Annotated in this window: 14 protein-coding genes; 6 read left to right on the top strand and 8 right to left on the bottom strand. The window is 71.1% G+C overall.

The window, feature by feature from the left end:
* Nucleotides 1-32 precede the first annotated feature (32 nt).
* A complete protein-coding gene (locus tag BJ979_RS13025) occupies nucleotides 33-1,142 on the bottom strand; it encodes a glycosyltransferase family 4 protein (RefSeq protein ID WP_179568488.1) in 1,110 nt (369 codons plus the stop codon).
* The gene (locus BJ979_RS13030) at nucleotides 1,139-2,080 is read right to left on the bottom strand and encodes an alpha/beta fold hydrolase (RefSeq protein ID WP_179568490.1); all 942 of its coding nucleotides are present in this window, start codon (nucleotides 2,078-2,080) and stop codon (nucleotides 1,139-1,141) included. The genes BJ979_RS13025 and BJ979_RS13030 overlap by 4 nt, the downstream gene beginning before the upstream one ends.
* Nucleotides 2,081-2,140: 60 nt before the next feature.
* On the opposite strand from BJ979_RS13030, the gene BJ979_RS13035 reads away from it, so the two are divergent.
* The 4 genes from BJ979_RS13035 to BJ979_RS13050 all read left to right on the top strand — a co-directional run bounded on the left by BJ979_RS13035 (nucleotide 2,141) and on the right by BJ979_RS13050 (nucleotide 5,997).
* The gene (locus BJ979_RS13035) at nucleotides 2,141-2,959 is read left to right on the top strand and encodes an alpha/beta fold hydrolase (protein WP_179568492.1); all 819 of its coding nucleotides are present in this window, start codon (nucleotides 2,141-2,143) and stop codon (nucleotides 2,957-2,959) included.
* A gap of 96 nt (nucleotides 2,960-3,055) precedes the next feature.
* Nucleotides 3,056-4,783: a maltose alpha-D-glucosyltransferase gene (gene treS / locus BJ979_RS13040; protein ID WP_179568494.1), complete on the top strand. Its 1,728-nt coding sequence runs from the start codon at nucleotides 3,056-3,058 to the stop codon at nucleotides 4,781-4,783.
* 93 nt (nucleotides 4,784-4,876) lie between these two features.
* Entirely contained in the window at nucleotides 4,877-5,566 is a 690-nt protein-coding gene (locus BJ979_RS13045; RefSeq protein ID WP_179568496.1) for a 3'-5' exonuclease, read from the top strand.
* Nucleotides 5,563-5,997, top strand: coding sequence for an NUDIX hydrolase (locus tag BJ979_RS13050; protein ID WP_179568498.1), 435 nt, complete (start codon nucleotides 5,563-5,565; stop codon nucleotides 5,995-5,997). Before BJ979_RS13045 ends, BJ979_RS13050 begins: the two co-directional genes overlap by 4 nt.
* A 47-nt stretch (nucleotides 5,998-6,044) precedes the next feature.
* Here the strand turns inward: BJ979_RS13050 and BJ979_RS13055 are convergent, their stop codons facing one another.
* The 4 genes from BJ979_RS13055 to glgA all read right to left on the bottom strand — a co-directional run bounded on the left by BJ979_RS13055 (nucleotide 6,045) and on the right by glgA (nucleotide 8,984).
* On the bottom strand, nucleotides 6,045-6,452 hold the full coding sequence (locus BJ979_RS13055) for a hypothetical protein (protein WP_179568500.1): 408 nt from the start codon (nucleotides 6,450-6,452) through the stop codon (nucleotides 6,045-6,047).
* Nucleotides 6,453-6,552: 100 nt separating this feature from the next.
* Nucleotides 6,553-6,801 carry a type B 50S ribosomal protein L31 gene (locus tag BJ979_RS13060; RefSeq protein ID WP_141163603.1) on the bottom strand — a complete coding sequence of 83 codons (249 nt, stop codon included), beginning with the start codon at nucleotides 6,799-6,801 and terminating at the stop codon, nucleotides 6,553-6,555.
* Nucleotides 6,802-6,928: 127 nt separating this feature from the next.
* Nucleotides 6,929-7,714, bottom strand: a complete 786-nt coding sequence (locus BJ979_RS13065; protein ID WP_179568502.1) for an ABC transporter ATP-binding protein — start codon at nucleotides 7,712-7,714, stop codon at nucleotides 6,929-6,931.
* 76 nt (nucleotides 7,715-7,790) lie between these two features.
* Nucleotides 7,791-8,984: a glycogen synthase gene (gene glgA / locus BJ979_RS13070; RefSeq protein WP_179568504.1), complete on the bottom strand. Its 1,194-nt coding sequence runs from the start codon at nucleotides 8,982-8,984 to the stop codon at nucleotides 7,791-7,793.
* Between the two features lie 88 nt (nucleotides 8,985-9,072).
* Between glgA and glgC the strand changes: the two genes are divergently transcribed.
* Both glgC and serB read left to right on the top strand, forming a co-directional pair.
* Nucleotides 9,073-10,311, top strand: a complete 1,239-nt coding sequence (gene glgC, locus BJ979_RS13075; RefSeq protein WP_179568506.1) for a glucose-1-phosphate adenylyltransferase — start codon at nucleotides 9,073-9,075, stop codon at nucleotides 10,309-10,311.
* A gap of 96 nt (nucleotides 10,312-10,407) precedes the next feature.
* The gene (gene serB / locus BJ979_RS13080; protein WP_179568508.1) at nucleotides 10,408-11,049 is read left to right on the top strand and encodes a phosphoserine phosphatase SerB; all 642 of its coding nucleotides are present in this window, start codon (nucleotides 10,408-10,410) and stop codon (nucleotides 11,047-11,049) included.
* A gap of 76 nt (nucleotides 11,050-11,125) precedes the next feature.
* On the opposite strand, the gene BJ979_RS13085 is transcribed toward serB, so the two are convergent.
* Together BJ979_RS13085 and BJ979_RS13090 are read right to left on the bottom strand one after the other, a co-directional pair.
* Entirely contained in the window at nucleotides 11,126-11,512 is a 387-nt protein-coding gene (locus BJ979_RS13085) for a hypothetical protein (RefSeq protein WP_179568510.1), read from the bottom strand.
* A 52-nt stretch (nucleotides 11,513-11,564) separates the two neighbouring features.
* Nucleotides 11,565-12,272, bottom strand: a complete 708-nt coding sequence (locus BJ979_RS13090; RefSeq protein ID WP_179568512.1) for a beta-ketoacyl-ACP reductase — start codon at nucleotides 12,270-12,272, stop codon at nucleotides 11,565-11,567.
* Nucleotides 12,273-12,293: the final 21 nt, after the last annotated feature.

Genomic DNA, 12,293 nt, shown 5'->3' on the forward strand with positions numbered 1-12,293 from the left:
AGGAAGAGACTGTTCTCTCCCCCGTCGCCGGATCAGCGACGCCGCGCGACCCGCGCGGCATGCACGCGCTCGAGCACCTCGAGCAGCGCGTCCGCGGCATCCGTCCAGCGGTAGTGCGCAGCACGCTCGCGCGACGCGGCCGAGCGGGCCGTCCACTCCGCCGGATCCTCGAGGGTGCGGACCGCCGCCGCGAGCTGCTCGGCCGAGCCGGGCGCGAAGTACAGTGCCGCATCCGCCCCGACCTCACGGAAGATCGGGATGTCGCTGACGACCACCGGCGTGCCGCGGCTCATCGACTCGACGAGCGGGATGCCGAAGCCCTCGGCGCGCGAGGCGTGCACGAAGGCGGTCGCCCGATCGAGGGCAGCGGCGTACTCGGCGTCGCTCGCGCCGTTCGCGAAGACGACGGACTCCGGGCTCGGCGCGAGGGCGGTCAGTCGGCCGCGCTCGGCATCCGAGATGCGGCTCAGCAGGGTGAGCCGGTAGCCGGGCAGGTGATGCAGCGACCGCACCAGCACATCCACGCCCTTGTAAGGCATGAACGAGCCCATGTAGACGAGCTCGCGGGGCTCCCCGCTCTCGGCGGCGACCGCACCGGGCTCGACCCGCTCGATCGGCGGCGCGAGCTCGTCGGCGGCGTTCGTCACCACGGTGATGCGGCGCTTCGTGAGCCGGTGCTTCTCGATGAGCCGCTGCGAGGTCGCCGAGACGGTCGTGATCTCGTCGGCGCGGTTGAGCAGCCAGCGCTGCGGCCACCACGACAGGTGGTACAGCCTCCAGAGCAGGCGGATGATCTGCGGCAGATCGCGCGGCGGCGTGCGGTTCTCGTAGTAGATGAGGTCGTGCAGCGTGAGCACGAGCGCGTACTTCCGGCCCGCCGACCCGATCGTCTGCATCGGCGACCACACCACGTCCGGCTTCAGCCGGTTGATCTGCCGGGCGATGAACGGCTCGCGCGCGCTCGTCGGTCCGGAGACCTTCTCCCACGGCAGATCCGGCAGCATCTCCAGCTGGCGCTCGTCGCTGATCAGCATCGTCACGTCGTGCAGGCTCGCGAGCGCCTCGACGACGCGCGCGCCGTAGCGGCTGATGCCGTCGTGGAACCCGATGCGGGTGTAGCGGCAGTCGACGACGACCTTCACGCGGCGCCCTCGCCGGCGTCGCCGGCCGTCGACGTCCCGCCGGCGTCGGGCCCCTCCCCGAGGAAGCGCTCGATCTCGGCGGCCGCCTGCTGCGGACGCTCGTAGTGGATGAGGTGCCCGACCCCCGGCAGCTCGACGAGCCGCGCGTCGGGCAGCTTCGTCAGCAGCGCGTGCTGCCCCGTGAGCGGGGCGATCATGTCCTCAGCGCCCGCGATCAGCAGCGTCGGCATGGTGAGCGCGTCGGCGGCGCGCGTCACATCCGTGCTCAGTGAGGCGTCGAAGCCCTCGGCGAGGGTGTCGCGATCGCTGAAGCCGGAGAAGTAGCGGCCGTGCTCTTCGTGGATCCAGCGTTTGAGCGTCGCATCCGGCGTCTTCGCCAGTGTGACCGACATGAAGCGCACGACGAGCGGGTTGCCGAGCCAGGCGCCGCCGGCGCCCGAGGGCAGCTTGCGGCCGACCGTGTAGTAGAGCCGGGTGAGCCGGGCGAGCGCGCCGTTGACGCCCGACATCGGGTCGGTCGAGATCGGGTTCACCAGGATCAGGCGCGGGGTCGGCAGGCCGGCGGCGAGGGCGTGCGCGACGACGATCGAGCCGAAGCTGTGGCCGAGCAGCGGCACGGTTCCCCGCAGGTCGAGCGCATCCAGGAACTCGCCGAGCCAGGCCGCGTAACCGGCGATGCTGTGCTCGCCGGCCGCCATCGGCGTCGACTCGCCGAAGCCGGGCAGGTCGGGGGCGATGATGCGCAGCCCCGGCAGTTGAGCGAGCACGGGCTCGAGGCCGTGGTGGTCGCCGCGGTAGCCGTGCACCACGACCAGGGCGACCGGCGCATCCGCCGGCCCGTAGTCCCAGTACCGGGTGCGGGAACCCCGCGCGTCGACCTCGCCGGTGCGCGTGGGCAGGGCGGCGAGCTGGGCGGCGTAGGGCGAGGCGACGGGCATCCCACCCAGTCTACGGAGCGCCCGCCCTCGCCCCGGGATCGGCGCAGCTACGATCGCCCTATGGAGCACGTCACGGCGGTCGACGGGGTGCGACTCACGGTGCACACGATCGGCGACGGCGACGCCCCACCCGCGATCGTGGTCCCCGGCGGCCCCGCACGTGGCGTCGAGTATCTGGACGATCTCGCCGGGCTCGGAGCCGACCGGCGGCTCGTCGTCCTGCACCCGCGCGGCACCCCCACGACCGGCGGCCGATCGCGCGGCTGGTGGACCGACGCCGACGACGTCGTCTCGGTCGCCGGGGCGCTCGGCCTCGCCCAGGTCGACCTGATCGCGCACTCGGCCGGCACGCGGCTGGCCCTCGCCGTCGCGGCGCGGCACCCGCGGCTGCTGAGCTCGCTCGCGCTCGTCACCCCGCCCTCCGACTGGCTGTCCGGCGTCGCGCACGACGGCGCCGATCTCGCGGCGCGGCGCGGCGACCCCGACGTGGATGCCGCCTGGGCCTCGCTCACCGGCGCGGAGCCCGCCGACGACGCCGCCTTCCAGCGCGCGTGGGACAGCGAGGCGCCCGCGGGCTACGCCGCGTGGACCGGCATCGAGCAGCAGCACGCCGGGGTCGGCGACATGAGCCTCGCCTCGGTGCGCGCCTGGTTCCGCGACGTCCCCGCCGACGCGGCGGACCGCATCCTCGCTGCGGCGCGCCCGCGCACCCTCGTGGTCTCGGGCGACGGCGACCTGCTCACCGGAGTCGCCCCCGTGCGCGCCGCGGCGGCCGCGCTGGGCGCCGAGCTGGTCGAGCTGAGCGGCTGCGGGCACTATCCCTGGGTCGAGCGGCCGACGGAGTTCCGCGCGGCGCTCGCCGACTGGCTGCGTCGCTGAGACCGACCCCGTCCGCGCATCTCGAGGCCGAACGCAACCCGGACGAATCCTGAGCGCCTCTGGGCACGCAGAAGCCATCTGCCTAGGCTGAGGAAGGTGACCTTCACCGCGCCGATCACATTGCCCGGACTCGCCCTGAACCCGCAGTGGTACCGCAGATCGGTGTTCTACGAGGTGATGGTGCGGTCGTTCGTCGACTCCAACGGCGACGGCACCGGCGATCTCGCCGGGCTCATCGGCAAGCTCGACTACCTGCAGTGGCTCGGCATCGACGGCATCTGGATACCGCCGATCTACACCTCGCCCCTGCGCGACGGCGGCTACGACATCTCCGACTACAAGGGGATCCTGCCCGAGTTCGGCACGCTCGACGAGTTCCGCGAGCTGGTGACGAAGGCGCACGAGCGCAACATGCGCATCATCATCGACCTGGTCATCAACCACACCTCCGACCAGCACGAATGGTTCCAGCAGTCGCGCAGCGACCCCGACGGCCCCTACGGCGACTTCTACGTCTGGAGCGACACCGACGACAAGTACAACGACGTGCGCATCATCTTCGTCGACACCGAGGACTCGAACTGGACCTTCGACTCCGAGCGCCGCCAGTTCTTCTGGCACCGCTTCTTCTCGCACCAGCCCGACCTCAACTTCGAGAATCCGGCCGTGCACGACGCGATCTTCGACGTGGTGCGGCACTGGCTCGACATGGGCGTCGACGGGCTGCGACTGGATGCGATCCCCTACCTCTACGAGTCGGAGGGCGGCAACGGCGAGAGCGAGCCCGCGACCCACGAGTTCGTCAAGAAGCTGCGGGCCATGATCGACGTCGACTACCCGGGGCGCGTGCTCATCGCCGAGGCCAATCAGTGGCCGAGCGAAGTGGCCGAGTACTTCGGAACCGAGGAGGAGCCGGAGTGCCACATGGCCTTCGACTTCCCGGTGATGCCGCGCATCTTCTACTCGCTGCGCTCGCAGTCGGCGGGCGAGCTCAAGCGGGTGCTCTCGGAGACCCAGGACGTGCCGGAGGGCGCCGCCTGGGGCGTGTTCCTGCGCAATCACGACGAGCTGACGCTCGAGATGGTCAGCGAGGAGTACCGGCAGGCGATGTACGGCTGGTACGCCTACGACCCGCGGATGCGCTCGAACATCGGCATCCGACGCCGGCTCGCTCCGCTGCTCGACAATTCGCGTGCCGAGCTCGAGCTCGCCCACGCGCTGCTGTTCTCGCTTCCGGGATCGCCGTTCCTCTACTACGGCGACGAGATCGGCATGGGCGACAACATCTGGCTCCCCGATCGCGACTCCTCGCGTACGCCGATGCAGTGGACCCCCGACCGCAACGCCGGCTTCTCGACCGCCGACCCAGGCAAGCTCTACCTGCCGGTCGTGCAGTCGCTCGTCTACAACTACTCGCTCGTCAATGTCGAATCGCAGCTCGCGCAGTCACGGTCGCTGCTGCACTGGGTGCGGAACGTCATCCACGTGCGCAAGAACCACCCGACGTTCGGACTCGGCTCGATCCAGGTGCTCGACACCGACCACGAGTCGGTGCTGGCTTTCGTGCGCGACCACCCGGGATCGGGTACCCAGTTCGGCGACCAGCCCGAGCGGGTGCTCTGCGTCTTCAGCTTCGCCCACAACCCGGTCTCGGTGCGCATCAGGATGCCCGACGACGCCGGCGAGCCGCTCTTCGACCTCTTCGGCGGGGGCGAGTTCCCGTCGGTGAGCGAGGACGGCGAGGTGCACCTGACGCTCGGCACGCAGAGCTTCTTCTGGCTGCACGTCGGCCAGCCCCGCTTCACCGCGACCCAGCACTACTGAGTCCGAGCGGCCGCTGAGGGGAGCGCACCTCGGGCTCGTGAGACCCCGGCGCGGATGACGAAGCGTGTCGGCGGCGCGGCCTAGCCTGGTCACATGAGCAACTGGTTCGACCTCCTCGGCGTCTTCGATCTCGAGACGACGGGAGTCGATACCAGCACAGCGCGCATCGTCAGCGCCCACGTCGGGCTGCTCGACGAGAGCGGAGCCGTCATCGAGCGCGACGACTGGCTCGCCGACCCCGGCGTGGAGATCCCCGAGCAGGCGAGCGCCGTGCACGGCATCACGACCGAGCGGGCCCGCGCGGAAGGCGCCCCGGCCGCGAACGTCGTCGCCGAGATCATCGAGACCCTGCGTCGGCTGACCGAGCGCGGCATCCCGATCGTGATCTACAACGCCCCCTACGACCTCTCGCTGCTGCACGCCGAGGCGCTGCGGCACCACCTCGAGCCGCTCGGCGAGCCCGGTCCGATCATCGATCCGCTCGTGATCGACAAGGCCGTCGACCGCTACCGCAAGGGCAAGCGCACGCTCGTGCTCGCCGCCGAGCACTACGGTGTGCAGCTGGATGCCGCGCACGACGCCGGCGCCGACGCGATCGCCGCGGGCCGCGTGGCGCAGGCCATCGGCCGCACCTTCCCCGACGAACTCGGCGTGACCGCCGAAGACCTGCACGGCCGCCAGGAGGTCTGGTTCGCCGAGCAGGCGCGCAGCTTCCAGGACTACATCCACCGCGTGAAGGGCGACACCTCCTTCGTCGCGCCGACCGCCTGGCCGGTGCGATGAGCGACTCCCCCGCGGCGCCGCCGCGCACGGTGCTGCGCATCGCCGCCGCCGTGATCGAAGGCGAGGATGGGCGCCTGCTGTTCGTGCGCAAGCAGGGCACGACCGCGTTCATGCAGCCCGGCGGCAAGCTCGAAGCGGATGAGGCGCCCGACGCGGCCCTCGTGCGCGAACTCGCCGAGGAGCTCGGGCTCGACGTCGCGACGAGCGAGCTGGGATTCCTCGGCCGGCACCACGCCCTCGCCGCGAACGAGCCCGACACCGACGTGGATGCCTGGGTCTACGACGCCCCGCTGACCGCCGAGCCGCGCATCGCCGCCGAGATCGCCGAGCTGGCCTGGGTCGACCCGACCGATCTCGGCGATCGCGACGTCGCCCCGCTCAGCCGCGACATCCTCGTGCCGCTCGTGCTGGCCCGCCGCCCCGCCGGCTGACCCAGGAGCCGCTGCGCACGTCGCGAGCCGAACCGGATCGGTCCGGATCAGTCGAACAGGTCGCCCCACTTCACATCACCGTGGGCGAAGACCACGCGCGTGCCGTCGCCGACCCAGCTGTCGATCCAGGTGGGCGAGCCGCAGCCGCGGACGAAGCGCGGTCGACCGACCGGCGCCGTCACCGCCTCGGGCGCCGTCCAGCTGATCGCGCATCCGCCTCCCCCGCCGCAGCCGCAGCCTTCGAAGGCCAGCCAGGCTCCCGCGCCCACGAGCTCCGCTGCTTCGGCGGGGCCGATCCGATCGCGCTCGCGCGTGACGGGGATCCCGGCCGGATCCGACAGCGTGCCGGTGCGGCTGAAGTCGCCGGGGCGCATCGGCTCAGGCGCGGTCGCAGCCGACGTCGCGACGACCTCCGCGACGATATCGGCGAAGGTCGGCTTGGCACGACGGACCATGGTGCCGGCTCTCTGCTCAGGTGGACGAACGCGCGGGGGGATACGAAAAGGGCCCCGACCGCATGGTCGGGGCCCTTCTTCGCTCGTGAGGAGCGGGTGCTTACTTGCCGAAGTTGGCGAAGCGCTTGTTGAACTTCTCGACGCGGCCGGCGCTGTCCATGATGCGCTGCTTGCCCGTGTAGAACGGGTGAGAGGCCGACGAGATCTCGACGTCGATGACGGGGTAGGTCTCGCCGTCGAGCTCGATGGTCTTGTCGCTGGTCGCGGTCGAGCGGGTCAGGAAGGTCTCACCGCTCGCGAGGTCGCGGAAGACGATCGCGCGGTACTCGGGGTGGGTCTCGGTCTTCATGGCTCTACCTCGGATGGATCGAATCGTGGGATGGAAAGTCTGCGGGTCCGAACGGACCAAGGGTCGATGCTAGCAGATCGACGCCGCCGCCCGGCCGCAGGATCCGGGGGCGGTGGTCGGTGTCGGCTCAGGCCGCGCGGGCCGTGAACCGGCCGTCGTCGCTGCGCTCCACGACGAGCGGAAGACCGAAGGCCTCGCTCAGGTGGGGCTCGGTGATGACGTCCTCGATGAGACCCGCGGCGCGGATGCGCGCGTCGGCGATGAGCAGCGCATGGGTGAATCCCGGCGGGATCTCCTCGACGTGGTGGGTGACCATGACCATGGCCGGCGCCTCGCTCGAGCGGGCGTAGTTGCCGAGCAGCTGCACGAGCTCCTCGCGGGCGCCGAGGTCGAGGCTCGCGGCAGGCTCGTCGAGCAGCAGCAGCTCCGGGTCGGTCATGACCGAGCGGGCGATCTGCACGCGCTTCTGCTCGCCGTCGCTGAGGTTGCCGAAGCGGCGCTCGGCGAGGTGGTCGAGCTTCCACTCGGCCAGCACGCGACGGGCGCGGCGGATGTCGACGTCCTCGTAGTTCTCGTTCCAGCGGCCGGTGACCGAGTAGGCGGCGGTCAGCACGACATCCAGCACGCTCTCGTCGGCGGGGATGCGGCGGGCCAGGGCGCTCGACGCGAAGCCGATGCGGGGGCGCAGGTCGAAGACGTCGACCTTGCCGACCGTCTCGCCGAGGAGGACGGACTCGCCCTCGGTGGCGTGGATCGACGCGGAGACGACCTGCAGGAGCGTCGTCTTGCCGGCGCCGTTGGGGCCGAGGATGACCCAGCGGTCGGTGGGCTGCACCTCCCACGACACGCGATCGAGGATGCGATTGCCGTCACGCACGACCGACACGTCGGTGAGCTGGAGAACACTGCCCATGATCCCCAACCCTAGTCGGCTCGAGCCCGGCGCGGCCGGTACGCCGGCGCGTGTCCGGAGGACGATCCGGATCGGATCAGGCGAGCACCCGGTCGTAGATCGCGCGGGTCGCCTGGGCGATGCTCGACCAGCTGAACTGCGACTCCGCACGGGCCCGGCCCGCCTCGCCGTAGCGACGCGCCTGCTCGGGGTCGGAGACGACCTCGATGAGCGTGCGCGCGAGGGCGTTCACGAAGGCCTCGGGGTCGATCGGGGTGCCGGTGCCGTCATCCACCTGCTCGATCGGCACGAGCCGCCCGGTGACGCCGTCGTCGACGACCTCGGGGATGCCGCCCGTCGCGGTGCCGACGACGGCCGCGCCGCAGGCCATGGCCTCGAGGTTGACGATGCCGAGCGGCTCGTACACCGAGGGGCAGACGAAGGTGGTCGCCTGCGAGAGCACGGCGCTCAGCTCGTGGCGGCTGAGGATGCGCTCGATCCAGACGACGCCGGTGCGCTCCTGCTGGAGCAGGTTCACGCCCGCCTGCACCTCGGCGAGGATCTCGGGGGTGTCGGGGGCGCCGGCGCAGAGCACGAGCTGCACCTCGGGCGGCAGCTGCCGCGCGGCCGCGAGCAGGTAGGGCAGGCCTTTCTGCCGGGTGATGCGACCGACGAAGACGACGCTCGGTCGGTCGGGGTCGATGCCGAGCTCGCGCAGCACCTCGCCATCGTCGACGCGCTGCCAGCGGCTGAGATCGATGCCGTTGTGCACGACGTGCAGGCGGGTCTCGTCGAGGTCGGGGTAGCTGCGCACGATGTCGAGCGCCATGCCGTTCGACACGGCGATCACCGCATCCGCCGCCTCGAAGGCGGTCTTCTCGATCCAGCTCGACACGCGGTAGCCGCCGCCGAGCTGCTCGGCCTTCCAGGGGCGCAACGGCTCGAGGCTGTGGGCGGTGACGACGTGCGGGATGCCGTGCAGCAGCTTGGCGAAGTGGCCTGCCCCGTTCGCGTACCAGGTGTGCGAGTGCGCGAGGTCGGCGCCGGCGACGTCCTGCGCGATCGCGAGGTCGACGCCGAGCGTCGCCAGGGACGGGTTGGCGCTCGTCAGGGTCGACGGCACGAGATAGCTCGTGACGCCGTCCTCCTCGCGCGGCATGCCGAAGGCCCGCACCTGCACGTCGAGGTCGGCCTGGGTGTCACGCAGGGCGGTGACGAGCTCGGCGACGTGCACGCCCGCACCTCCGTAGACCTCCGGCGGGAACTCACGGCTCAGCAGGTCGACTCGCATGGTGCCGACGGTAGTACAGACTGACCGCCCGCTGTACGGGCGGAATCGACGGTGGTCGCGGCGGGCATCCACCGCCTATGTTGGCCCCATGGCATCGAAGAAGATCTTCGGAATCGTTCTGGCTGGGGGCGAGGGGAAGAGGCTGATGCCTCTCACCGCCGACCGCGCCAAGCCCGCGGTCCCGTTCGCCGGCGGCTACCGACTGATCGACTTCGCGTTGTCGAACCTCGTGAACTCCGGCCTGCGGCAGGTCGTCGTGCTGACGCAGTACAAGTCGCACTCGCTCGACCGCCACGTCTCGCAGACCTGGCGCCTCTCGGGCATGCTCGGCGCCTACGTCGCCTCGGTGCCGGCACAGCAGCGTCTCGGCAAGCGCTGGTTCAGCGGCTCGGCCGACGCGATCCTGCAGAGCCTCAACCTGCTGCGCGACGAGAAGCCCGACATCGTGGTCGTGGTCGGCGCCGATCACGTCTACCGCATGGACTTCAGCCAGATGATCGACGCGCACATCGCCTCGGGCGCGGGCGTCACGGTGGCGGCGATCCGCCAGCCGATCTCGCTCGCCGACCAGTTCGGGGTCATCCAGACCGACGCCGACGATCCGACGAGGATCGCCGAGTTCCTCGAGAAGCCGAAGAACGCGGTCGGGCTCGCCGACTCGCCCGGCGAGGTGCTCGCCTCGATGGGCAACTACGTCTTCGACGCCGACGTGCTGATGGATGCGGTCATCCGCGACGGCGAGAAGCCCGACTCGAACCATGACATGGGCGGCGACATCGTTCCCGACTTCGTGTCGCGCGGCGAGGCGGCGGTCTACGACCTCAACCGCAACGAGGTGCCCGGCTCGACCGATCGCGACAAGTTCTACTGGCGCGATGTGGGCACGATCGACAGCTTCTTCGAGGCCCACCAGGACCTCATCTCGGCGCTGCCGGTGTTCAACCTCTACAACCGCGACTGGCCGATCTTCAGCCAGCAGCTCAACTCGCCGCCGGCGAAGTTCGTGCGTGACGAGAGCGGCGCGATCGGCACCGTCATCGACTCCATCGTCTCGCTCGGCGTCGTGGTCGTGGGCGGGCACGTCGAGCGCAGCGTCGTCGGCCCGTGGACCACGATCGGCTCCGGCGCGAAGCTCAGCGACTCGATCGTCTTCGACCAGGTGACGATCGGCGCGGGCGCCGTGGTGCAGCGGGCGATCCTCGACAAGGAGGTCACGGTCTCCCCCGGGGCGCAGATCGGCGTCGATCACGACGCGGATCGCGCCCGCGGCTTCACCGTGACCGACTCGGGGATCACTGTGGTCGGCAAGGGCGAGCGCGTCGACTGATCCGCGGGACGCAACCCACCGACCCGATTCGGACATCCGACGCCCGATGACGTCGACGCGGGAGCACGTTCCCGCGCGCCGCTAGGCTCGGGAGCCGTGCCCCGCTTCCTCGTTCTGCTCGACGTCGACTCCACGCTGATCGAGAACGAGGTGATCGAGCTGCTGGCCGACGAGGCCGGCTCCGCCGAGGCGGTGCGCGAGGTCACCTTCCGCGCGATGAACGGCGAGCTCGACTTCGAGCAGAGCCTGCGCGAGCGCGCCGCGACCCTCGCCGGACTCGACGAGGGCGTCTTCGAGCGAGTCGGCGCCCGCGTCGAGGTCACCCGCGGAGTGCCCGAGCTCGTCGCGGGCGTGCACGCCGCCGGCGGTCACGTGGCCGTCGTGTCGGGCGGGTTCCACGAGATCGTCGACCCCGTCGCCGAGCGCCTCGGGCTCGACCACTGGCGCGCCAACCGACTCGAGATCGTCGCCGGCAGGCTGACCGGCGGGCTCGTCGGCCCGATCATCGACGCCGCCGCCAAGTCGACCGCGCTGCGCGAATGGGCCGCCGCGCTCGACGTGCCGCTGAGCCAGACGATCGCGATCGGCGATGGCGCGAACGACCTCGACATGATGTCGAACTGCGGCCTGTCGATCGGCTTCGACGCGAAGGCGCCCGTGCGCGACGAGGCCGCCGTGCTGCTCGACGAGCGCGACCTGTCGCTCGTGCTGCCGCTGCTCGGCCTGCCGCGCGCCTGATCGGCCGCGACCGATCGGCGCGGAGAGCGCCGGAACCGCGGGCGACGGCCGGCGCATGTCGCGACCGACGGCGCCGTCAGACGAGGTAGCTGACGACCACGAGGGCGACGACGACCGCGATCGAGACGACGCCGATCGGCCAGAGCACGCGGCGGGCGACGGCGTCCTCGACTCCCCCGCGCCGCAGCGCCGAGCCGGCGATCAGCACGGTCGCGAACAGCACTCCCGCGGTGAGGATGACGCCGATCGCGAGCGGGATCGGCAGCACACCCGACCCGGCTCCGTGCAGCGACGAGGCCACGAGCGGCGCCGAGATGATCCACTGCATCGCGGCCCCGATGAGGCCGACGCCCGCCGCCGAGGCGATGACGCGGCCGCGGCTCGGCGGGGCGTCGACACGCTCGTCGCCGCGGGACGACGAACCGTCGGCGGGCCGACCGGAGCGAGAAGGACGACGGGTCATACGGCGGAGATCTGTCGGGAGCGCACTCGGGATCGGACCAGCGGCCTCAGCCTCAGTGCCCCATCCCGAGGCCGCCGTCGACCGGGATGACGGCGCCGGAGATGTAGCCCGCGTCGTCGCCCGCGAGCCAGGCCACCACGCGGGCGACCTCGTTCGCGCTGGCGTAGCGGCCGGCGGGGATCGCCTTGAGGTACTCGGCCTGCTGCGCCTCCGGCAGCGCCGCGGTCATCTCCGTCTCGATGAAGCCGGGGGCGACGACGTTGGCGGTGATGCCGCGGGCGCCGAGCTCGCGAGTGATCGAGCGGGCGAAGCCGACGAGACCCGCCTTCGAGGCCGAGTAGTTCGCCTGACCGGCGCTGCCGTAGAGACCCACCACGCTCGAGATCAGCACGATGCGGCCGAAGCGGGCCTTGAGCATCCCCTTCGAGGCGCGCTTGACGACGCGGAAGGCGCCGCCGAGGTTCGTGTCGACGACGGCGTCGAAGTCGTCCTCGCTCATGCGCATGAGCAGCATGTCGCGGGTGATGCCGGCGTTCGCGACGACGACCTCGACCGGGCCGAGCTTCGTCTCCACCTCGGTGAAGGCGGCGTCGAGCGCGGCCGAGTCGGTCACATCCGCCCGCACCGTGAGCGCGCCCTCAGGGCCCTCGCCGGAGCGCGCCGTGACGGCCACGCGGTGGCCCTGGGCCACGAACTCCTCCGCGATCGCGCGGCCGATGCCGCGGTTGCCGCCGGTGATGAGAACGGTGCGAGAGGTCATGACTCACGAGCCTATCGGCGC

The organism is Schumannella luteola (assembly GCF_013408685.1).
Lineage (GTDB): Bacteria > Actinomycetota > Actinomycetes > Actinomycetales > Microbacteriaceae > Schumannella > Schumannella luteola.